Consider the following 19,311-nt stretch of genomic DNA (forward strand, 5'->3'; position numbering starts at 1 on the left):
ATACGTCCTCAAACGTTCGGGGTCTGGGTTCGGCGGCGGCCCTGGGACCGGCGGACGGGCTCACGCCCGCCGGTCGCCCTGTCGCCGAAAGACCAGCGTGCCACACCGGCGGACGGCTTCCACTCCCCCGGGTAGGTGCAGCGGGCCCTGACCGCGCCAGCCGGTGACCAGCAGGTCCACCGCTTCGAGGTGACGGGCGAACAGGTCCCCGGCCGGGCAGCCCGCGCGCAGCGCCGCCCGGCGCAGCACCCGGCGGCGCACGGCGGGGGGCAGCGCGGTGAGTTTGCCGACGTCCAGGGCGCCTTCGGCGGTCCGCAGGTCCGGCTCGGCGAGGGCGGCCCACTGGTCGAGGGCGTCGGCGTCGTCGCGGAACAGGCGGGCGGTCCGGGCCAGCGCCTCGACCACACCGCCGCCCAGGTGCTTCTCCAGCACCGGCAGGACTTCGTGGCGGACCCGGGACCGGGTGTAGGCGGGGTCGGTGTTGTGCGGGTCGTCCCAGACCGGGATCGCCTGGGCGGCGCAGGCCTGCCGGGTGGCGGCGCGGTCCAGTTCCAGCAGCGGGCGGCGGTAGCGGCCCTTGTGGGCCGGCATCCCGGCCAGCGAGCGGGCGCCGGAGCCGCGGGCCAGCCCCAGCAGGACCGTCTCGGCCTGGTCGTCGCGGGTGTGGCCGAGCAGCACGGCGAGCGCCCCGAGCCGGTCGGCGGCCTCGTCGAGGGCGGCGTAGCGGGCGTCGCGGGCGGCGTTCTCCGGGCCGCCGTCCCGGCCGACCCGGACGGTGACCGCCTCGACCGGCTCCAGCCCGAGCTCGCCGAGGCGTTCGGCCACCTGCCCGGCGCGCTCGGCCGACCCCGCCTGCAGGCCGTGGTCGACGGTGACGGCGCCGACCCGCAGGCCGAGCTTGGGCGCCTCGAAGGCGGTGGCGGTGGCCAGCGCCATCGAGTCGGCGCCGCCGCTGACCGCGACCAGCACCAGCGGGGAGCCCGGCGCGGCGGGCGTGCGGGGCAGGCCGGAGGGGTGGCGGCGGGCGTTGCCGATCAGGGTGGTGGCGCCGGCCAGCGCGGCCTCGGGCGCGGTGGCCGGCCGCAACCGGGGGGCGCGGGGCGGCGAGCCGGGTACGACGCCGGCCTCGGCGGCGAGCTCGGCGAGGGTACGGCGGACGGCGAGGCGTATCGCCGCGACAGCAGGATGTGGGCCCACGGGGATGCACTCCTTGGCGGAGGGGGGAACGGGCAGGCCGGAGGCAGCGCCGCCGGGTACGGGGAGACCCGGTCAGCTCTCTGTCACCATGCGCTCACAGATGGTCGCAGAATCCGGTCACCGGCTACGCCACCCGCGCCACCGGTACGACCACCGTCCCACGTACGGGTGAATGGAAAAACGTTCATTCGGACTCCGTCTGTACGGCTGAGCCACCCTGGTGGGCGTCCGGCGCCACCCGTTCGGCGGGCCCGGCCCGGCGGACCGGTTGACCGGCCGCGGGCACCGGGCACCGGGCACCGGGCGCGGAGGTTCAGCCGACCACCCGGGCCACCCAGGCCGCCGGGTCGTGGATCTCGTCCTTGGTCGGGAGGGTGTTCGGCGAGGTCCAGACCCGGTTGAAGCCGTCCATCCCGGCCCGGTCCACCACACCGCGGACGAACACCGCGCCGTCCTGGTACTGGCGCAGCTTGGCGTCCATCCCCAGCAGCCGGCGCAGCACCAGGTCGAGCCGGCCGGCGCCGCGGTCCCGGCGCTGCTGGAACTTCTCCCGGATCTCGGCCACCGAAGGCACCACGGCCGGGCCGACCCCGTCCATCACCACGTCGGCGTGGCCCTCCAGCAGCGACATCACCGCGGTGAGCCGGGAGAGGATCTCGCGCTGCGCGGGGGACTGGACGGCCTCCAGCAGGGTGCCGGGCCCCGAGCCGTCGCCGCGGCCGCCGAGGCCCGGGACGGCGCCGCCGAACGCCTCCCTGGCCCGCTCCAGCAGCGCGCCCGGGTCGACGTCGGCCTGCGCCAGGAAGGCCTGCACCTCGGACTGGATGTGGTCGCGCAGCCAGGGCACCGCGGTGAACTGGGTGCGGTGGGTCTCCTCGTGCAGGCAGACCCAGAGCCGGAAGTCGTGCGGGTCGACGTCCAGCTCGCGCTCGACGTGCACGATGTTCGGCGCGACCAGCAGCAGCCGCCCGGGGCCCGGCAGGTCCGGCCCGCGGCGGGGCTTGTCGAACAGGCCGGCCGGGCTGTCCGGCGGCGCCGGCAGCTCGGCGGGGGCGAAGGTCTCGTACTGGCCGAGCACCTTGGTGGACAGGAACGCCAGCACCGCGCCGACCTCGACGCCGGTGGCCTTCTCCCCCAGCGAGCCGATCATCGCCGTGCCGGCGCCGTCGCCCCGGCGGGCCTGCAGCTTGTCCACCAGCGGCTGGACGATGGTGCGGAAGCCCGCCACGTTGGCCCGCACCCAGCCCGGCCGGTCGACCACCAGCACGGGGGTGGCCGGGGCGTCCGCCAGCACGCTGGAGTTCATCCGGGTGAACGCCCGGACGTGCTCCTCGGCCTCCAGCGCGTGCCGGCGCAGCTCGGCGACGACGGTCCTGGCCTCTTCCCGGGAGACCGCCGGGCCGGGCCGGACCAGCCGGGTCGCCGTCGCGACCGCGAGATCCCAGTCGACCATGTCTGCCCTGCCGCTCGCGCTCGTCATGCCCTCACGGTACGTGCTGGGGCGCGCCCGGGGGAGGGAGCGGGCACCGGGACACCCCAGGGCCGGGCCCGGCGCCGTCCCCGCGGGCCCCGGCGCGGGCGCAGGGAGGGCGGCGGGGACGGGGCGTCAGTGGCAGCCGCACCCGGCGAGCTTGGCGACGATCCGGTCGACGGCGGCCCGGGCCTGGTCGGCCCCGGCCGGCGTCCTGGTCATCATCGCGAACACCAGGACCCGCCCGTCGGTGTCCACCACGGTGCCGGCCAGGGTGTTGACGAAGTCCAGGGTGCCGGTCTTGGCCCGGACGATGCCGGACGCCTCGGCCGCGCCCGACCTGGGCCCGAACCGGCTGAGCAGGGTGCCGGTGAAGCCGGCGATCGGCAGGCCGGTGAGGACCGGCCGCAGCTCCGGGTGGTCGGGGGCGGCGGCCAGCGAGAGCAGCTTGACCAGGGTGGCCGGCGGGATCAGGTTGGCCTTGCTCAGCCCGCTGCCGTCGTTGAGCTGCAGGCCGGCGGTGGACACCCCGAGCTTGGCCAGCGCCTGGGTGACGGCCCCGGCGGCGCCCGGGAAGCTGGCGGGCTGCTGGGCGGCGATGGCGACCTGCCGGGCGACGCCCTCGGCGATGGTGTTGTCGGAGTGGGTGAGCAGCCGTTCGATCAGCCGGGCCAGGGTGGGCGAGGCGACGTCGGCGAGCGGCTTGGCGTCGGCGGCCGCGGCGGCCTGGGCGGGGCGGCCCTGGACCGTGACGCCCTGCGCCTTTAGCTGGGCCACGAAGGCGTCCGCCGCCTGGGCGGCCGGGTCGGTGACCCGGGCGGGCGCCTCGGACAGCGACCTCGGCTCGACCTTGCCCTCGTCCACCATCAGCGGGCTGACCGGCGCGACGTTGTAGTCGTCGTTCTCCATGTGCCGGAGCTGGCCGGTGTAGAGCGAGGTGTCGTAGCCGAGCTTCACCGAGGTGACGCCGGCCGCCTTCAGCGCGGCGGCGGTCTGCGCGGCCAGGTCGGTCAGCGAGGCGGGGGCGTTGTCCGGGTCGACCGGGAGGCCGCCGATCTGCACCTGGTCGGCGGGGAGCGCGGTGAGGGTCGGGTCGCCGCCGCCGACCAGGGTGATCTCGTCCGGCTTGGCGCCGGTGACCACCCGGGTGTGGATCCGGTGGTCCGCGGGGAGCAGCGACAGCGCCGCGACCGAGGTGGCGAGCTTGGTGGTGGAGGCCGGGGTGGCCGGGGTGTTCTCGCCGGAGCCGTACAGGAACGTGCCGGTGGCGGCGTCGCCGACGGCGAAGTTCAGGGTGCCGAGCGACTTGTCCTGCAGCAGCGGCGCGAGCGCCTGCTGCAGGCCCTGGGTGGTGGGCAGGGTGTCGGCGGCGTCGGCCACCGGTGCCAGCACGGCGCTGCCCGGCGGCGGCGCCGCCTCGGCCGACGGCTTCGCGCTGCCGGCGGCCGGCGGGGGCGACGGTGCGGCGAGCGCCCGCTGCGTGCCCGCCGTCAGGCCCGAGGTAACGAGCGCCGCCCCCAGTACACCCGCGACGGCCGCCCTGCGCCCTCGCCCCACCCCAGCACCAGCGTTCACCGACAGGCCCCTTTCCTGAGCACACCTTGACGTAGGAGACACTTGGATTCTGTCAGTACCTACCTTGGAGGAACCGTTGGAGTTCGACGTCCTGATCGAGATCCCGAAGGGCTCGCGGAACAAGTACGAGGTCGATCATGAGACCGGCCGCCTCCGCCTGGACCGCATGCTCTTCACCTCGACCCGCTACCCGGCCGACTACGGCTACGTCGAGGGCACCCTGGGCGAGGACGGCGACCCGCTGGACGCCCTGGTCATCCTGGACGAGCCGACCTTCCCCGGCTGCCTGATCAAGTGCCGCGCGATCGGCATGTTCCACATGACCGACGAGGCCGGCGGCGACGACAAGCTGCTCTGCGTCCCGGCGACGGACCCGCGCTGGGAGCACCTGCGCGACATCCACCACGTGTCGGAGTTCGACCGCCTGGAGATCCAGCACTTCTTCGAGGTCTACAAGGACCTGGAGCCCGGCAAGTCGGTCGAGGGTGCCAACTGGGTCGGCCGCGTCGAGGCCGAGGCCGAGATCGTCGCCTCGATCCAGCGGCTGAAGGACCAGGGCGGTCACTGAACCGCCGTCCCCTCGGCCCGCCGAGGTGGCCCGGAAGGCCGGGGTGAGCTGCGTGCTCACCCCGGCCTTCCGCGTTGTCCGGCGCCTTTCCGCGCCGCCCGGCGCCTTTCCGGTGCCTTCCCGGCGTTTACCGACAGGGTGTCGGCAAGATGTTGACTTAGGTAACCCTAACCAGAACAATCGGGGGGACAGTCGACCCGGACCCCGGAGGCCACCGCATGTCCAGCTCCGAGCAGCCCGTCCCGTTCTCCACCGTGCTGCGCACCGCGAGCAGCGAGGAGCACGCGGCCGCCGAGACCTCGTCGTTCATGGCCCACCTGCTGGGCGGCCGGCTCGGCGTCGAGGCGTACGCCGAGCTGTCGGGCCAGCTCTGGTTCGTCTACCGGGCGCTGGAGGGCCGGGCCGCGGCGCTCGCCGGGGACCCGGTGGCCGGACCGCTGATCGACCCGGCGCTGATGCGGACCGCCGCGCTGGAGCGCGACCTGGCCCACCTGCTCGGCCCCGACTGGCGGGCCGGCCTCACCCTGCTGCCCGCCACCGCCGCCTACGCGGCCCGGCTGGAGGAGCTCGCCGAGCAGTGGCCGGGCGGCTACCTCGCCCACCACTACACCCGCTACCTGGGCGACCTGTCGGGCGGTCAGATCATCCGCGGCGCCGCCGAGCGGACCTGGGGCTTCGAGCGCAAGGGCGCCGGGGTGGAGTTCTACGTCTTCGCCGAGGTCGCCAACCCGGCCGCCTACAAGCGGGAGTACCGGGAGAAGCTGGACGCGGCGGGCCTCGCGATGGACGAGGTCGAGCGCCGCCGGGTGGTGGAGGAGTGCAAGCGGGCGTTCACCCTGAACGGCGCGCTCTTCGCCGACCTGGGCTCCCGGTACCCGCTGAGCGCCTGACGGACCGCCGCGACGGCCGATCCCCCGGCGGGCTGCCCGCCGGGGGATCGGCCGTTGCGGCGTCGGGCCGGCCGACGTCACGTCAGCGGGTGCCGGGCCGGCCGGTGTCACGTCAGCGGGTGCCGGGCCGGCCGGTGTCACGTCAGCCGCGTCGGGTCAGCCGGCGTCGCCGGTGCGGCGGCGGCGCAGCAGGAAGGTGGTGCCGCCGCCGAGCAGCAGCAGCCCGGCCGCGGTCGCCACCAGCGGGACGAACGGGGTGTCGGTGCCGGTGGAGGCGAGCACGCCGCCGGTGCCGTACGTGGTGTCGGAGCCGCTGGTGACGGTGACGCCGGTGACGGCCGGGGTGGCGCTCGCCGACGGGCTCGGCCGGTCGGTGGCCGGGGCGGACGGGTCGGCGCCCGGCAGCACGGCGCCCTTCTCGAAGGCGAGCGCGATGGTGACCGGGTCCAGTGCGGCGCCGGCCTGGTAGAAGCCGCCGAAGGCAGGGGCGCCCTGCTCGGTGAGGGTGGCGGGCAGGGCGGTCAGCGTCACCACGCCGTCGACCGGGGTGAAGCTCGCCTTGGAAAGGTCCAGCTTGGCCACCGGGACGGCGGTCAGGGTGCTGGTGGAGCCGTCCATGCCCTTGGCCTTGACGTCCGCGACCAGGAAGGCCCCCGCCTGGTCGACCTTGAGGGTGAGCTTCTCGAAGGCCAGGTCGAGCTGGTAACCGGAGCCGTTCGGGTGGCCCAGGAAGCGCACCGAGCCACCGAAAGCGGTGGTGACGCCGTGGGTCGCGGTGTCGTACGCGCCGGTGCCGCCGCCGAAGCGGTAGCCGGCCGCGCCGCCGCCGAACTCGACCTTGCCGGCCGCCGCCGGGGAGGCCAGGTAGGTGCGGAAACTCTCCTTGAAGCCCCAGCTGAGCGCGCCGTCGAGGATCGGCAGCTTGGTGGGGGCGGGCACGCTCGCCGAGGCCGAGGCCGACGCCGAGGCGGGGGCGGATGCGGAGGCGCTGGTGGAGGCAGAGGCGGAGGCACTCGTGGAGGCCGAGGCGCTCGCCGACGAGGAGGGCGTGGTCGGCGGGGTGGCCGTCAGCAGCAGGTTCAGCGGGTCCATCACGGTGCCCGCCGGGTAGAAGCCCGCGAAGACCTTGGCGCCCTCGGCCGTCAGCGCGGTCGCCGTGTCGCCGCCGGCGGTGGTGTCGCGGCCGACCGGGAAGGTCACCAGCGGGACGTCCTGGCGGCTGACGATCTCGCTGGTGGGCGAGCCCGCCGGGGTCTCCCTGGTGGCGGTGTCGGCGGTCAGCGTGCCGGTGGTGCCGGTGGTGCTCAGCTTGAGGTCCGTCAGGGTGATGTCGAGCGCGCCCTGGTGCGCGGTCAGGTGCACCCCGCCGGTGAAGGCGGCGGACAGGGTGTGCGTCCCCGTGTCGTAGCGGCCCGAGCCGAGGCCGAAGTGCAGGGCGCCGGCGGCGGTGCGGGTGGCCCCGCCGGTCGGCTCGATCTTCCCGCCGTCCGAGGCGGGGCCCTCCAGGTAGGCCCGGAAGCTCGCCTTGATGCCCCAGTCCAGCGAGCCCTGGTCGTAGACGACCTCGCTCGGGCCGGCGCCGAACGCCAGGCTCGGGGCGCCGAGGGCGGTGAGCCCGAGGCCGACGACGACGGCCAGCGCGGCGAGCGGGGTCCGGTTGCGCCGACCGGGGTGCAGGGGACGGGAGTTCATGGAACAGGTGCTCCTTGTGACGGGGGATCGGGGGATCAGGAGGTGCGGCGACGGCGCCGCAGGTGGAGCCCGCCGGCCACCGCGAGCGCCACCACGAGCAGCGCGCAGACGGCCAGGACGGCGGGCAGCGCCGAGGAGCCGGCGGCGGTGGCGGTGGCCACCGGGGAGGCCGCGGGCGCGGACGGCGCGGGGGTGGCCGGGGGTGCGCTGCCGATGTCGGGCAGCGGCGGCAGGACGGCGGCCGGATCGAGCGCGACGGCGAAGCTCAGCGGGTCCATCGCGGTGCCCGCCGGGTAGAGCGCGCCGAACGCCTCGGCGCCGCCCTCGGTGAGCTGCAGCGGCAGTTCGACGGCCTTCAGCAGCCCGCCCTCGGCCTTGAGCCCGGCCGGGTCGAACCCGGCGAGCACGACCTCGGACGGCTGCCGGGTGCTCCCGTCCGGGGTCCGGCCCGAGACGTGGGCGGCGAGCGTTCCCTTGCCGTCGGCGACCGTGACGACCGGGTCGGCGAAGGTCAGGTCGAGCCCGTAGCCGTCGCCGCCCGGCAGCCCGCGGAACTGCACCCGGCCGGTGAAGGCGGCGGTGAGCGCACCGGTGGCCGGGTCGTACGAGCCGTGGCCGGCGTCCCAGCGGAAGAACGCGCCGCCGTCGGCCGCGCCCTCGGCGAGCTGCCAGCCGCCCTTGGCGATCACGCCGGTGACGTAGTCGCGGAAGGTCCGCCGGACACCCCAGTCGAGCGCTCCCCGGGTGAACGCGGTCGGCCCGGTGGCGGTGGCGGCCGGGGTAGCGGCGTCGGAGGCGGCCGGGGTGGCGGGTGCGGCACTCGGGGTCGCCGTGGCGGCCGGGGGTGCGGTGGTCCCGGCGGGCGGCCGGGTGGGCTGCGCGGCGGGCAGGTTGACCGAGACGGTGACCGGGTCCAGGGCGGTTCCCGCGGTGTAGAAGCCGCCGAAGGCCTTGGCACCGGCGGCGGTCAGGGTCGCCGGGACGTTGCTGACGGTCAGCGTCCCGGCGGCGCCGCGCAGGTCGGCGCTGCCGAGGGAGAGGTCGGCGAGCCGGGCCTGGTTCGCGTTGGAGACGGCACCGGTGTCCTTGTCCTTGCTGCTCACGTCCGCGTACAGGCCGGCGCCGCCGCGGCCGTCCGCCTTCAGGACGAAGTGGCCGAGCTGGAGGTCGAGTTGGTGGCTGCCGTCCGGGTTCGGATGGCCGACGAAGCGCACCCCGCCCGAGAAGGCGGCGGTCAGCGCGCCGGTGGCCGGGTCGTAGGAGCCGGTCGCCGAGTGGAAGCGGAAGGCGCTGCCGCCGACCGTGGCGGCGCCCCCGGTCAGGCTCCAACTGCCCTGGGCGATGGGCCCGGTGACGTAGCTCAGGAAGGACTGCTTGATCCCCCAGTCGAGTCGGCCGCCGGACACCGCGCCGTCGGCCGCACCGGCCGCCGGCGAGCTCGGCAGCAGCGCGGCCAGCGCGGCCACCAGGGCGGCGGCGAGGCGGCGCAGCCGTTGCGAAAGGGGCATGGCGGAGCTCTTCTCGACGGAGGGGGACAGGGCGGAACCGGGGATGGCGGCGACCCACCCCCTTGCGCATCCAAGGTAAGGCTAACCTAATATATGCGTCCGGGGCCGCGGTCGGTCAACAGTTCCCACCGGACCGGCCGCGGCGACAACGGTCAACGAAGGGGCCGCAGTTGAGCAGCACCACCAGATTCCGGGCCCGCGCGCTGGCCACCGCGGCGCTGCTGCTCGCGGCGGTGTCCTGCACCGGCGCCACCGACCGGACCGGCCATCCGGACCACCCGGCGGCCGCCGTCGCCGACCGCGTCGAGCCGGTCGCCACCACCGCCACCCCGCAGCTGCCCGCCACCACCGCCTCCGCCGACGGCCGCCAGGTCACCGTCGCCAGCGCCGAGCGGATCATCCCGCTCAGCGGCAGCCTCTCCGAGATCGTCTTCAGCCTGGGCCTCGGCCCCAAGGTGGTCGCCCGGGACGTCTCCACCACCTTCGAACAGGCCGCCGCCCTCCCGGTGATCACCCAGGCCCACGACGTCTCCGCCGAAGGCGTGCTCTCCCTGCACCCGACCGTCGTCCTGGCCGACCGCTCCACCGGCCCCGCCGAGGCCGTCGACCAGATCCGCGCCGCCGGCGTCCCGCTGATCGTCCTCGACGACGCCAAACGGCTCTCCGACGTGGACGCCCGGATCACCGCGGTCGCCACCGCGCTCGGCGTCCCCGCCGCCGGCCAGGAGCTGACCGCCCGCACCGACGCCCGCACCCAGGAGGTACGGGCCTCGGTCACCACCACCGGGACCAGGCCCAAGGTCGCCTTCCTCTACCTGCGCGGCTCCGCCTCGGTCTTCCTGCTCGGCGGCGCGGACTCCGGCGCCGGCTCGCTGCTGGACGCGGTCGGCGCCGTCGACGCGGGCGCCGCCTCCGGCCTCACCAGGGACTTCACCCCGCTCACCAGCGAGGCCCTGGTCAAGGCCGCACCCGACGCCATCCTGGTGATGAGCAAGGGCCTGGAGTCGGTCGGCGGGGTGGACGGCCTGCTCAAGCTCCCCGGCGTCGCCCAGACCCCGGCCGGCCTCGACCGCCGGGTGGTCTCGATCGAGGACGGCATGCTGCTCAGCTACGGCCCGCGCACCCCGCAGGTGCTCCGCTCGATCGCCGACCAGCTGGCCGGCAAGGCCGCCGGGTGACCGCGGCCGCCGTCCCGGTACGCCGCCGCCCGCACCGCACCACCGTGCTGACCGCCGGGCTGGCGGTGGCCCTGCTGGCCACCGCCCTGCTCGCGGCCGGCGTCGGCGCCTACCGGATCCCGCTCGGCGACATCCTCGCCTCCCTGACCCACCGCCTCGGCCTCGGCGGCCACGCCCTGGACCGGGTGCCGGAGTCGGTGCTGTGGAACGTCCGCCTCCCCCGGGTCGTCCTGGCGCTGCTGGTCGGCGGCTCGCTCGGCTGCGCCGGCGCCCTGATGCAGGGCGTGTTCGGCAACCCGCTCGCCGAGCCCGGCGTGATCGGCGTCTCCTCCGGCGGCGCGGTCGGCGCCGTCGCCTGCATCGTGCTCGGCCTGGACTCGCTCGGCAGCTGGACGGTCACCGTCTTCGCCTTCGCCTCGGGCCTGCTGACGGTCTTCGCGGTGTACGCGCTGTCGCGCTCCAGCGGCCGCACCGAGGTGGTCACCCTGGTGCTCACCGGCGTCGCGGTGAACGCCTTCTGCGGCGCGCTGATCGGCATCTTCCTGTTCACCGCCGACAGCGCCGCGATCAACCAGGTCACCTTCTGGCAGCTCGGCTCGCTCTCCCAGGCCACCTGGGGCAAGGTGCTCGGCATCCTGCCGTTCGCCGTGGTGGGCCTCGCCGTCGCACCGCCGTACGCCCGCTCGCTGGACCTGCTGGCACTCGGCGAGAAGCCGGCCCGCCACCTCGGGGTGGACGTGGAGCGGATGCGGCTCACCCTGATCACCGTGGTCGCGCTGCTCACCGCGGCGGCCGTCTCGGTCAGCGGGGTGATCGGCTTCGTCGGCCTGATCGTGCCGCACCTGCTGCGGATGGCCGCCGGGCCCGGCCACCGCTTCCTGCTGCCCGCCAGCGTCCTCGGCGGTGCGCTGGTCCTGGTGGCGGGCGACCTCGCCGCCCGCACGCTCGCCCGGCCCGCCGAGCTCCCGCTCGGGGTGCTGACCGCGCTGATCGGCAGCCCGTTCTTCTTCTGGCTGCTGCGCCGCACCAGGAGCCGCCAGGGAGGGTGGGCATGAGGGTCTTGGGCCTGCGGAGAGTACGGACGCGTCGCGTACCCGAACGGCCCGCCCCGGGGGCCGCGGTGCTGCGCGCGACCGGGCTGCGGCTCGCGCTCGGCGGCCGGGAGCTGCTGGCCGGGGTGGACCTGACGGTCCGGGCGGGCGAGGTGCTGGCCCTGCTCGGGCCGAACGGCGCCGGCAAGTCCACCCTGCTCGCGGTGGTGGCCGGCGACCTCGCGCCGGGCGGCGGCGAGCTGCTGCTGGGGGGCCGTCCGCTGGCCGGCCTCACCGTCGCCGAACTGGCCCGGCACCGGGCGCTGCTGCCGCAGTCGGCCGAGCTGTCCTTCCCGTTCCCGGCGGGCGAGGTGGTCCGGATGGGCCGCGCGCCCTGGTCCGGGACCCCGGCCGCGGCGCAGGACGAGGAGGTGGTGGCCGAGGTGCTGGCGCTGACCGAGACGACCCGGTTCGCCGAGCGCCCGTTCACGGCCCTGTCCGGCGGCGAGCGGGCCCGGGTGGCGCTGGCCCGGGTGCTCGCCCAGCGGGCCGCGCTGCTGCTGCTGGACGAGCCGACCGCCGCGCTCGACCTGCGCCACCAGGAGCTGGTGCTGCGCCTGGCCCGGCAGCGGGCCGCGGCCGGGGACGCGGTGGTGGTGGTGCTGCACGACCTGTCGCTGGCCGCGGCCTACGCCGACCGGGTGATGCTGCTGTCGGCCGGCCGGGCGGTCGCCGACGGCCCGGTGCACGAGGTGCTGACCGGGCCGCTGCTGAGCGAGGTGTACGGCCACCCGGTGGAGGTGCTGGCGCACCCGCGGACCGGGGCGCCGCTGGTGCTGCCCGACCGCGAGCGGGCCGACCGGGAGCAGGCCGGGCGGGACCGGGCCGGGCGCGAGCAGGCCGGGCGCTGAGCCGCCCGCTCAGCCCTCGTCGTCGAGCCGGAACCCGACCTTCAGCCCGACCTGGTAGTGCTCGATCCGGCCGTCCGCGATGTGCCCGCGCACCTGGACCACCTCGAACCAGTCCAGGTTGCGCAGCGTCTGCGACGCCCGGTCGATCGCGTTCCTGATCGCCTGGTCGACGCCCTCGCCCGAGGAGCCGACGATCTCGGTGACGCGGTAGATGTGGTCCGACATGGCACTCTCCTGAGCTGTCCGGTACGGCGCGGTTGACGGCCCCCCGGTCCACCGTGCCGCACCGGCCCGGGCCGCGCGCGCCAAAGCCGCCCGCCCGGGCGTCGGCCCCCGCGCGGGCATCAGAAGGCCGCGCGGACCTCGCCGACCACCTGGCCGCCGCCGTGCAGCGGCTGGGCGCCGATCCGGGTCAGCACCTCGTGCTCGATGCCGAGCCGGCGCAGTGCGGCGGCCAGCACCGGGCCGCGGGCCCGCTCCGCGCCGTCCTCGATCTTGAAGGCGAGCGCCCGGCCGTCCGCCAGGGCGACCGCCTGGACGGACTCGGCGCCCATCTTGGACAGCGTCCCGGGGATGGCCCGCATCAGCCAGGTGTCGGCGCGGCGGGTCCCGGCCACGTACTGCGGGTGGGCCCGCATCGCATCGGCGACCCGGCGGCCGGGGGTGCCCGGCGCGGCCAGCAGCAGCGAGCGGTAGCCGCGGGCCAGACCGGTCAGCGAGACGGCGTGCAGCGGGGCGCCGCAGCCGTCGGTGCCGACGTGGGCGGGCTGCTCGCCGGTGGCCTCGGTGAGTGCCTCCAGGGCGAGCAGCTGGACCGGATGGCCGGGGTCGAGGTAGCTCGCGGTGTCCCAGCCGTTGGCGGCGCAGGCGGCCAGCCAGCCGGCGTGCTTGCCGGAGCAGTCCATCAGGATCGGGCTGCGCGAGCCGCCGCGGCGCAGCAGGTCCTCGGCCTCGGTCTCGTCCAGCGGGAGGTCGGCCGGGGTGCGCAGGTCGGCCTCGGTCAGGCCGGCACCGGCGAGTATTCGCCGTACCGCGTCGAGGTGGAACGTTTCCGCGGAGTGGCTGGAGGCGGCCAGCGCCAGCAGTTCGCCCTCGATCGCCAGCCCGGCCCGCAGGGTGGCCACCGCCTGGAACGGCTTGGCGGTCGAGCGGGGGAAGACCGGCGCGTCCGGGGTGCCGAGGGCGTACTCGACCGAGCCGTCGGCGGCCAGGACGACCAGCGAACCTCGGTGGCGGCCCTCGGTGAAGCCGGAGCGGACGACCTCGGCGAGAGCGGGCAGAGCGGCGGACTGCGGCATGGGGTTGACTCCAGTTCCAGGGGCACAGGGTGAGGGTGGCCCGGCCGCCGACCCGCTCCCCGGCCCCCGTCGGGCGGCCTCACCCCCCGGTGAGCAGGTCGTCGACCCGTGCTTCCCCCTCACGGTACCTGCGGGTGATCTCGGCGCTGCAGTCGTCCGCGGTCCGCTGCAGCGCCAGGCGGCGGCCGGAGACCCCGCGCTCGTACTCGGCCAGCCGTTCGACGGCCACCAGCAGGTCGCCGGTGGGGTGCGCGGCGAGGTCGGCGAGCTGGACGTCTCCCATCAGCTCGTCCGCCTCGGTGGCGGCCTGCTCGCCGCGCGGCGGGCCGAGGGTGAGGTGCCGGGCCGGGCGGCGGACGGAGGAGGGCGAGTCGGCCAGGATGGCCGGCAGCCGGTCCAGCAGCGGTCCGGCGTCGAAGGCGACCATCGCAGCGTCGTCGAGCGGGACCTGCCGGCGGTTCAGCTCGGCCCGCAGGATGTCCATCCGGCCGTGCAGCAGCCGGCGCAGGTACGAGAGTCCGGCCTCCTGCTCCTGGGCGTCGCGCCGCAGGGTGCGCAGCTCGTCCAGCCCCAGTTCCCCCAGGCTCACCGGGCCGAGCCCGTCCGCCTGCTCCTGGGCCGTACCGCTCGCGTCCATCATCCAACCACCTGCCGTGATCCGATCCCGCCCTGACTCCGGTACGGGGGCCGTACTGGAGCACGTCCGGCCGGCCCCGGGGGTTCCCCGGGTACGCCGGTTCCACCCGCCCGGGCGACACCGGCCCGGCGGACGGTGCACGAACCGCTCGCGGCACCGGCGGGCCGGCGCACCGCGCGGCGCCGTCCGACAGCGTGCCACCCCGGGCCGGGCATGTGCACGCCTGAGCACCCGAACGGCCCCGTGGCGAACGGGGGTGGCTGATACGACCGGAGCAATCCGCAGGCAGGCCCGCGCCGCAAGGGGCGCAGAGCGCACCACCCCGGCGCGCGCCGAAGTTCCGCACGCCTGGGGCAGAATGGCGGGCATGCGAGCAGTGGTACAGCGGGTGGCCGAGGCCGCCGTGACGGTGGACGGCGAACCGGTCGGCGCGATCGAGGGGCCCGGGCTGTGCGTCCTGGTCGGGGTGACCCACCAGGACACCCCGGCCCAGGCCGCCCAACTGGCCCGCAAACTCTGGTCGCTGCGGCTGTTCGACGGCGAGGACGGCGTCGAGCGGTCCTGCTCCGACTTCGGCGGACCACTGCTGGTGATCAGTCAGTTCACGCTGTACGGCGACGCCCGCAAGGGCCGCCGCCCCACCTGGAACGCGGCCGCGCCCGGCCCGCTCGCCGAACCGCTGGTCGACGCCGTGGTCGCCGAACTGCGGTCGCTCGGAGCCGAGGTGGCGACCGGCCGGTTCGGCGCGGACATGAAGGTCTCGCTGGTCAACGACGGCCCGTTCACCGTGCTGCTGGAGGTCTGAGCCGCCGGAGGTCTGAGCCGCCGGAGGTCCGGGCCAGCCCCCGCGCTCAGGCGGGGACGATCACGTCCTGGGTGGCCGGCACGGTACCGGCCAGCAGCACGGCGTCCACCGGGACGTTGCGCTTGACCAGGGCGAGCGCGATCGGCCCGAGCTCGTGGTGGCGGACCGCCGTGGTGACGAAGCCGAGCGGGCGGCCCTCGCCGCCGTCGGCGGCCAGCCGCACCTCGGTGCCGTGCGCGGGCAGCTTCTCCTCGGTGCCGTCCAGGTGCAGGAAGACCAGGCGGCGCGGCGGACGCCCGAGGTTGTGCACCCGGGCGACCGTCTCCTGGCCGCGGTAGCAGCCCTTCTGCAGGTGCACGGCGCTGCCCAGCCAGTCCACCTCGTGCGGGATGGTGCGGTGGTCGGTCTCGAACCCGAGCCGCGGCCGGTGCCCCTCGACCCGCAGCGCCTCGTACGCCCAGACCCCGGCCGCCGGGCCGTAGCCCGCGGTGAGCCGGGCCAGCTCGGCGCGCGGCAGGAAGAGGTCCCGCCCGTACGGCAGCTCGCGGACCGCGGCGGCGCCCTCGGCGGAGGCCGTGGAGCCGGCCGGCAGGTGCACCAGCGCGTAGTCGGCGCCCGCGTCGGCGATCTCCACCCGGTAGAAGAACTTCATGCTCTCCAGGTAGCCGATCAGGGCGGCCGCGGTGCCCGGCTCCACGTGCACCCAGGTGGTCGTCCCGTCGTCCACCAGGTACAGCGCGTGCTCGACGTGGCCGTTGGGCGACAGCACCAGGGCCTCGGTGGCCAGCTGCGGCGGCAGTTCGCTGACGTGCTGGGTGAGCAGCAGGTGCAGCCAGGCCAGCCGGTCGGCACCGGTCACCGTGATCACGCCGCGGTGCGAGAGGTCGACGAAGCCGCGGCCCTCGGCGAGCGCGCGCTGCTCGCGGAAGATGTCGCCGTAGTGGGCCGCGACGCCCTCGTCGGCCCCCTCGGCGGGGACGGCACCGGGCAGGGCAAGCAGCGGGCTCTTCATACCGGCCAGCTTACGTCCGCCGGTCAACCGGGCCGCGCCGGGCCGCCCGCCGCGGCCGGCTCAACCCGCCTGCTGCTGCTCCCGCTTCGCGGTGCAGTCGGCGCAGCGGCCGAAGATGGCGAAGTGCTTGAGGTCGGTGTCGAAGCCGTGCTCGGCGCGCAGGCTCTCGATCAGCGGCGCGGCGATCGCGGTGTCGGTCTCGGTGATCTTGTCGCAGTCCCGGCAGACCAGGTGCAGGTGGGTGTGGCGGCCGGCCAGGTGGTAGGTCGGGGCGCCGTGGCCGAGGTGGGCGTGCGAGACCAGGCCGAGCTCCTCGAGCAGCTCGAGGGTGCGGTAGACGGTGGAGATGTTGACGCCGCTGGCGGTCCTGCGGACCTGGGAGAGGATCTCGTCCGGGGTCGCGTGGTCGAGGGTGTCCACCGCCTCCAGCACCAGTTGGCGCTGCGGCGTCAGGCGGTACCCGCGCTCGCGCAGGTCGGCCTTCCAGTCGGTGGGGGTGTCGGTGTTGGCCACGGTGTCGTCCTGCCGGTCGAGGTCGTGAGACAAGTGTAGGGACCGACCGCGTGGTCGGTCCCTCATCTTGCGGCCCCGCGTCCCGGGCCCGGCGGAACTCAGCGGAAGAAGGCGATGCCGTCGTCCGGAAGGTCCGCGATGTCCTGGATCAGCTTGGCCGGGTTGAGCACCTTCTTCAGCTGCGCCGACATGTAGGGCCGCAGCGGCACCTCGGGGGCGGCCTTCTCGCCGACCCAGAGCAGTTCCTCGCCGACCAGGCCGAACAGGCGCTTGCCACCGCTGTACGGCGCCGAGCCCTCGATCCGGGCGACCGCGTCGGTGGCCAGGTCGATCTGGGGCTTGCCGTCGTGCAGCTTGCCGTACCAGATCTCCACGGTGCCGTCGTCGCGGACCGAGGAGACCTCGATCTCGCGCTCGCCGCTGCTGCCGTGCTGGTTGGTGGTGACCCGCCAGAAGGCGTGCTCGTTCTCCAGCGGGCTGACCTTCTCACCCTCGTCGTTCAGCACCCAGGTGCGGGAGCGGAACTCCAGGAAGGCGCGGCCGTCGTGCCGGAAGACGACCTCCTGGCCGAAGTTGCACTTCTCGCTGCCGGGGAAGTCGAAGACGCCCGCGCCCTCCCAGGTACCCAGGAGGAAGGCCAGCGGGACGACGTCCTTGTGGAGGTCGGAAGGGATCTCGATCATGGTCCTGGACTCTGTCGTCGGGATGGGTTCGCCATCAACCGTACGGCAGTCGGGGTCAGCGCTGGCCCTGGTAGAGCTTCATCACGGAGAAGATCGCGAACCAGGTGATCAGCACTGCCATCAGAGCCAGCAGGCAGTCGAAGAAGATTTCGAGACCGGACACGGGGTGCTCCCATTGACGGCGTTGGCATACAGGGCGGACGCGGCCGAGTCTATCCGGCGGTGATCCCGCGCTCACGGTGAGCCCCACCACGTCCGGCTAGGGTGTCGCCATGTCGAAGAAGCTGGTCATCAAGGTCACCGCCGGGGCCGACGCGCCGGAGCGCTGTTCGCAGGCGTTCACGGTGGCCGCGGTCGCGGTCGCCAGCGGGGTCGAGGTCTCGCTCTGGCTGACCGGGGAGTCCTCCTGGTTCGCCCTGCCGGGCCGGGCCGCGGAGTTCGAGCTGCCGCACGCGGCGCCGCTGCCGGACCTGCTGGAGTCGGTGCTGGCGGCCGGCACCGTGACGCTGTGCACCCAGTGCGCGGCGCGCCGCGGGATCGAGGAGAAGGACACCGTCGAGGGGGTCAGGATCGCGGGCGCGCAGGTCTTCCTGAGCGAGATCATGGCCGACGGGGTGCAGGCGCTGGTCTACTGACCGGCTCCCGGTTCAGGGCCGCCGCTCGTGGTCGGGGTGGTCCCGGTCGTGGCCGGGGTCGTCCCACTTCGGGTCGTCCCAGCGCGGGTCGTTCCACCAGTCGTCCTCGGGGTCGCGCCGGTTGGCGAGGATCGCCGCGAGCGGCGGGATCACCATCGCGACCACGCACATCCCGATCGCGGCCGGCACCGACCAGAACCGCACCGCGCCCCAGGCCAGCACGAACAGGGCGAGGCAGACCCCCATCATCACGAAGTAGCGCACGTGGCGCCGGTGTGCCCGCACCCTTCCAGGGTATGACCGAGGACCCCCGCCGGGGCAGGGGTCCTCGGGCCGTTCGGCGGTCGTCTCAGACCGCGATCACGATCTCGGTGGGCTCGCCCTGGGAGGCGACCACCACCCGGTCGACGGTCGCGCCGGGGACCAGGGCGCGCAGCGTCCAGGTGCCGGGGCGGGCGAAGAACCGGAACTGTCCGGACGCCGAGGTCGGCACCTCCGCCGTGAAATCGCCGTTCTGGTCGAGCAGGCGCACGTAGCCGTGCACCGGCTCCTCGTCGCGGGTCACCGAACCCTGGATGATCGTCTCGCTGGCCACGTCAACTCCTGCCAGGTCGGGGCCGCCGGCCTTCGCACCGCACATGTCTGTCTTCCCTCTCTTACCGGTGGAGCCGGGGCTCAGTTGTCGCCGAGCGCGATCGGCACGCCGACCAGGCTGCCGTACTCGGTCCAGGAGCCGTCGTAGTTCTTGACGTTCTCCTGGCCCAGCAGCTCGTGCAGCACGAACCAGGTGAGCGCGGAGCGCTCGCCGATCCGGCAGTACGCGATGGTGTCCTTGGCCAGGTCGACGCCCTCGGCGGTGTAGAGCGCCTTGAGCTCCTCGTCCGACTTGAAGGTGCCGTCGTCGTTGGCGTTCTTCGCCCACGGGATGTTGCGCGCGGTCGGCACGTGGCCGGGGCGCTGCGACTGCTCCTGCGGCAGGTGGGCCGGGGCGAGCAGACGGCCGGAGAACTCGTCGGGCGAGCGGACGTCGACCAGGTTCAGGCTGCCGATCGCGTTCACGACGTCGTCGCGGAAGGCGCGGATCGAGGAGTCCACGGGCTGGGCCGTGTACTGGGTGGCGGCCCGCTCGGGCTGCTCGACGACCAGCTCGCGGGAGTCCAGCTCCCACTTCTTGCGGCCGCCGTCCAGCAGGCGGACGTCGCCGTGGCCGTAGAGCTTGAAGTACCAGTAGGCGTACGAGGCGAACCAGTTGTTGTTGCCGCCGTAGAGCACCACGGTGTCGTCGTTGGCGATGCCCTTGGCGCTCAGCAGCGCCTCGAAGCCCGCCTGGTCGATGAAGTCGCGGCGGACCGGGTCCTGGAGATCCTTCTTCCAGTCGATCCGGACGGCGTTGCGGATGTGGTTCTTGTCGTACGCCGAGGTGTCCTCGTCGACCTCGACGACGACGACCTTCGGGTCGTCCAGGCGGGCCTGGACCCAGTCGGCGTCTACCAGGACGTCGCTGCGGCTCATGGTGGTTTCTCCATCCGGGGGCGGTTGGCGGAAGAGGCTGTTCAGGGGGTGCCCGGCCGATCCCGTCCGGACATCTGTCCGAATGGTGGGACAGGGCGGAGTGCGGGAGGCCTGGGACCGGTAGAGCTGGTGCGGAGTGCGCGAACGCCGCCCACTATCGCGGGTCGGGTCGTCGCAGCGGTTCGGGCGAGCCGG

The 19,311-nt window shown here is 74.7% G+C and carries 21 protein-coding genes; 7 read left to right on the top strand and 14 right to left on the bottom strand.

From position 1 onward, the window contains the following. Positions 1 to 60: 60 nt before the first annotated feature. The 3 genes from tilS to dacB all read right to left on the bottom strand — a co-directional run bounded on the left by tilS (position 61) and on the right by dacB (position 4,243). Positions 61 to 1,197 carry a tRNA lysidine(34) synthetase TilS gene (tilS, locus tag AC2TEW_RS11445; protein WP_484623260.1) on the bottom strand — a complete coding sequence of 379 codons (1,137 nt, stop codon included), beginning with the start codon at positions 1,195 to 1,197 and terminating at the stop codon, positions 61 to 63. A gap of 313 nt (positions 1,198 to 1,510) precedes the next feature. Continuing rightward, positions 1,511 to 2,677: a zinc-dependent metalloprotease gene (locus tag AC2TEW_RS11450; protein WP_484623261.1), complete on the bottom strand. Its 1,167-nt coding sequence runs from the start codon at positions 2,675 to 2,677 to the stop codon at positions 1,511 to 1,513. A gap of 126 nt (positions 2,678 to 2,803) precedes the next feature. After that, entirely contained in the window at positions 2,804 to 4,243 is a 1,440-nt protein-coding gene (dacB, locus tag AC2TEW_RS11455) for a D-alanyl-D-alanine carboxypeptidase/D-alanyl-D-alanine endopeptidase (protein ID WP_484623262.1), read from the bottom strand. Between the two features lie 76 nt (positions 4,244 to 4,319). Between dacB and AC2TEW_RS11460 the strand changes: the two genes are divergently transcribed. Together AC2TEW_RS11460 and AC2TEW_RS11465 are read left to right on the top strand one after the other, a co-directional pair. Next, positions 4,320 to 4,811, top strand: coding sequence for an inorganic diphosphatase (locus AC2TEW_RS11460; protein WP_484623263.1), 492 nt, complete (start codon positions 4,320 to 4,322; stop codon positions 4,809 to 4,811). Positions 4,812 to 5,029: 218 nt separating this feature from the next. Continuing rightward, positions 5,030 to 5,701 (top strand): biliverdin-producing heme oxygenase, encoded by a 672-nt coding sequence (locus AC2TEW_RS11465; protein ID WP_484623264.1) that lies wholly within the window; start codon positions 5,030 to 5,032, stop codon positions 5,699 to 5,701. Positions 5,702 to 5,857: 156 nt separating this feature from the next. On the opposite strand, the gene AC2TEW_RS11470 is transcribed toward AC2TEW_RS11465, so the two are convergent. Both AC2TEW_RS11470 and AC2TEW_RS11475 read right to left on the bottom strand, forming a co-directional pair. Beyond that, positions 5,858 to 7,393: an HtaA domain-containing protein gene (locus AC2TEW_RS11470; RefSeq protein WP_484623265.1), complete on the bottom strand. Its 1,536-nt coding sequence runs from the start codon at positions 7,391 to 7,393 to the stop codon at positions 5,858 to 5,860. A 35-nt stretch (positions 7,394 to 7,428) separates the two neighbouring features. Beyond that, complete coding sequence (locus AC2TEW_RS11475; protein WP_484623266.1) at positions 7,429 to 8,901, bottom strand: HtaA domain-containing protein; 1,473 nt, start codon at positions 8,899 to 8,901, stop codon at positions 7,429 to 7,431. Between the two features lie 170 nt (positions 8,902 to 9,071). On the opposite strand from AC2TEW_RS11475, the gene AC2TEW_RS11480 reads away from it, so the two are divergent. The 3 genes from AC2TEW_RS11480 to AC2TEW_RS11490 are packed head-to-tail and all read left to right on the top strand — an operon-like array spanning position 9,072 to position 12,021. Further along, positions 9,072 to 10,079, top strand: coding sequence for a heme/hemin ABC transporter substrate-binding protein (locus tag AC2TEW_RS11480; protein ID WP_484623267.1), 1,008 nt, complete (start codon positions 9,072 to 9,074; stop codon positions 10,077 to 10,079). Then, entirely contained in the window at positions 10,076 to 11,134 is a 1,059-nt protein-coding gene (locus AC2TEW_RS11485) for a FecCD family ABC transporter permease (protein ID WP_484623268.1), read from the top strand. The genes AC2TEW_RS11480 and AC2TEW_RS11485 overlap by 4 nt, the downstream gene beginning before the upstream one ends. Continuing rightward, a complete protein-coding gene (locus tag AC2TEW_RS11490; protein WP_484623269.1) occupies positions 11,131 to 12,021 on the top strand; it encodes a heme ABC transporter ATP-binding protein in 891 nt (296 codons plus the stop codon). The genes AC2TEW_RS11485 and AC2TEW_RS11490 overlap by 4 nt, the downstream gene beginning before the upstream one ends. 9 nt (positions 12,022 to 12,030) lie before the next feature. On the opposite strand, the gene AC2TEW_RS11495 is transcribed toward AC2TEW_RS11490, so the two are convergent. The 3 genes from AC2TEW_RS11495 to AC2TEW_RS11505 all read right to left on the bottom strand — a co-directional run bounded on the left by AC2TEW_RS11495 (position 12,031) and on the right by AC2TEW_RS11505 (position 13,959). Continuing rightward, on the bottom strand, positions 12,031 to 12,246 hold the full coding sequence (locus AC2TEW_RS11495; RefSeq protein ID WP_484623270.1) for a dodecin: 216 nt from the start codon (positions 12,244 to 12,246) through the stop codon (positions 12,031 to 12,033). A 119-nt stretch (positions 12,247 to 12,365) separates the two neighbouring features. Beyond that, positions 12,366 to 13,319 carry an asparaginase gene (locus AC2TEW_RS11500; RefSeq protein ID WP_484623271.1) on the bottom strand — a complete coding sequence of 318 codons (954 nt, stop codon included), beginning with the start codon at positions 13,317 to 13,319 and terminating at the stop codon, positions 12,366 to 12,368. Positions 13,320 to 13,398: 79 nt separating this feature from the next. Continuing rightward, entirely contained in the window at positions 13,399 to 13,959 is a 561-nt protein-coding gene (locus AC2TEW_RS11505; RefSeq protein WP_484623272.1) for an RsiG family protein, read from the bottom strand. Positions 13,960 to 14,323: 364 nt separating this feature from the next. Here AC2TEW_RS11505 and dtd point away from each other — a divergent pair, with 364 nt between their 5' ends. Continuing rightward, on the top strand, positions 14,324 to 14,761 hold the full coding sequence (dtd, locus tag AC2TEW_RS11510; protein ID WP_484623273.1) for a D-aminoacyl-tRNA deacylase: 438 nt from the start codon (positions 14,324 to 14,326) through the stop codon (positions 14,759 to 14,761). Positions 14,762 to 14,807: 46 nt separating this feature from the next. Here dtd and ygfZ read toward each other — a convergent pair whose 3' ends face one another. The 3 genes from ygfZ to AC2TEW_RS11525 all read right to left on the bottom strand — a co-directional run bounded on the left by ygfZ (position 14,808) and on the right by AC2TEW_RS11525 (position 16,969). Beyond that, positions 14,808 to 15,773: a CAF17-like 4Fe-4S cluster assembly/insertion protein YgfZ gene (gene ygfZ / locus AC2TEW_RS11515; RefSeq protein WP_484623274.1), complete on the bottom strand. Its 966-nt coding sequence runs from the start codon at positions 15,771 to 15,773 to the stop codon at positions 14,808 to 14,810. Positions 15,774 to 15,833: 60 nt separating this feature from the next. After that, the gene (locus AC2TEW_RS11520; RefSeq protein ID WP_484623275.1) at positions 15,834 to 16,319 is read right to left on the bottom strand and encodes a Fur family transcriptional regulator; all 486 of its coding nucleotides are present in this window, start codon (positions 16,317 to 16,319) and stop codon (positions 15,834 to 15,836) included. A 65-nt stretch (positions 16,320 to 16,384) separates the two neighbouring features. Beyond that, a complete protein-coding gene (locus AC2TEW_RS11525; RefSeq protein WP_033821770.1) occupies positions 16,385 to 16,969 on the bottom strand; it encodes a heme-binding beta-barrel domain-containing protein in 585 nt (194 codons plus the stop codon). Between the two features lie 272 nt (positions 16,970 to 17,241). Here AC2TEW_RS11525 and AC2TEW_RS11530 point away from each other — a divergent pair, with 272 nt between their 5' ends. Continuing rightward, positions 17,242 to 17,604 carry a DsrE family protein gene (locus AC2TEW_RS11530; protein WP_033821771.1) on the top strand — a complete coding sequence of 121 codons (363 nt, stop codon included), beginning with the start codon at positions 17,242 to 17,244 and terminating at the stop codon, positions 17,602 to 17,604. 12 nt (positions 17,605 to 17,616) lie between these two features. Here the strand turns inward: AC2TEW_RS11530 and AC2TEW_RS11535 are convergent, their stop codons facing one another. From AC2TEW_RS11535 to AC2TEW_RS11545, 3 genes are all read right to left on the bottom strand, one after another. Further along, positions 17,617 to 17,889: a DUF3099 domain-containing protein gene (locus tag AC2TEW_RS11535; protein WP_033821772.1), complete on the bottom strand. Its 273-nt coding sequence runs from the start codon at positions 17,887 to 17,889 to the stop codon at positions 17,617 to 17,619. A gap of 64 nt (positions 17,890 to 17,953) precedes the next feature. Further along, positions 17,954 to 18,244, bottom strand: coding sequence for a DUF1416 domain-containing protein (locus tag AC2TEW_RS11540; RefSeq protein ID WP_033821773.1), 291 nt, complete (start codon positions 18,242 to 18,244; stop codon positions 17,954 to 17,956). A gap of 35 nt (positions 18,245 to 18,279) precedes the next feature. Beyond that, positions 18,280 to 19,116 carry a sulfurtransferase gene (locus tag AC2TEW_RS11545; protein ID WP_033821774.1) on the bottom strand — a complete coding sequence of 279 codons (837 nt, stop codon included), beginning with the start codon at positions 19,114 to 19,116 and terminating at the stop codon, positions 18,280 to 18,282. Between the last annotated feature and the right edge of the window lie 195 nt (positions 19,117 to 19,311).

It is taken from the genome of Kitasatospora sp. NEAU-CNBT7, from assembly GCF_057220535.1.

Bases quoted from the DNA above. Each gene is read 5' to 3' on its own strand.
- AC2TEW_RS11450 (WP_484623261.1), bottom strand. From the start codon at position 2,677: ATGACGAGCGCGAGCGGCAGGGCAGACATGGTCGACTGGGATCTCGCG.
- AC2TEW_RS11465 (WP_484623264.1), top strand. From the start codon at position 5,030: ATGTCCAGCTCCGAGCAGCCCGTCCCGTTCTCCACCGTGCTGCGCACC.
- AC2TEW_RS11470 (WP_484623265.1), bottom strand. From the start codon at position 7,393: ATGAACTCCCGTCCCCTGCACCCCGGTCGGCGCAACCGGACCCCGCTC.
- AC2TEW_RS11475 (WP_484623266.1), bottom strand. From the start codon at position 8,901: ATGCCCCTTTCGCAACGGCTGCGCCGCCTCGCCGCCGCCCTGGTGGCC.
- AC2TEW_RS11490 (WP_484623269.1), top strand. From the start codon at position 11,131: ATGAGGGTCTTGGGCCTGCGGAGAGTACGGACGCGTCGCGTACCCGAA.
- AC2TEW_RS11495 (WP_484623270.1), bottom strand. From the start codon at position 12,246: ATGTCGGACCACATCTACCGCGTCACCGAGATCGTCGGCTCCTCGGGC.
- AC2TEW_RS11500 (WP_484623271.1), bottom strand. From the start codon at position 13,319: ATGCCGCAGTCCGCCGCTCTGCCCGCTCTCGCCGAGGTCGTCCGCTCC.
- AC2TEW_RS11505 (WP_484623272.1), bottom strand. From the start codon at position 13,959: ATGATGGACGCGAGCGGTACGGCCCAGGAGCAGGCGGACGGGCTCGGC.
- dtd (WP_484623273.1), top strand. From the start codon at position 14,324: ATGCGAGCAGTGGTACAGCGGGTGGCCGAGGCCGCCGTGACGGTGGAC.
- ygfZ (WP_484623274.1), bottom strand. From the start codon at position 15,773: ATGAAGAGCCCGCTGCTTGCCCTGCCCGGTGCCGTCCCCGCCGAGGGG.
- AC2TEW_RS11525 (WP_033821770.1), bottom strand. From the start codon at position 16,969: ATGATCGAGATCCCTTCCGACCTCCACAAGGACGTCGTCCCGCTGGCC.
- AC2TEW_RS11530 (WP_033821771.1), top strand. From the start codon at position 17,242: ATGTCGAAGAAGCTGGTCATCAAGGTCACCGCCGGGGCCGACGCGCCG.
- AC2TEW_RS11540 (WP_033821773.1), bottom strand. From the start codon at position 18,244: ATGTGCGGTGCGAAGGCCGGCGGCCCCGACCTGGCAGGAGTTGACGTG.
- AC2TEW_RS11545 (WP_033821774.1), bottom strand. From the start codon at position 19,116: ATGAGCCGCAGCGACGTCCTGGTAGACGCCGACTGGGTCCAGGCCCGC.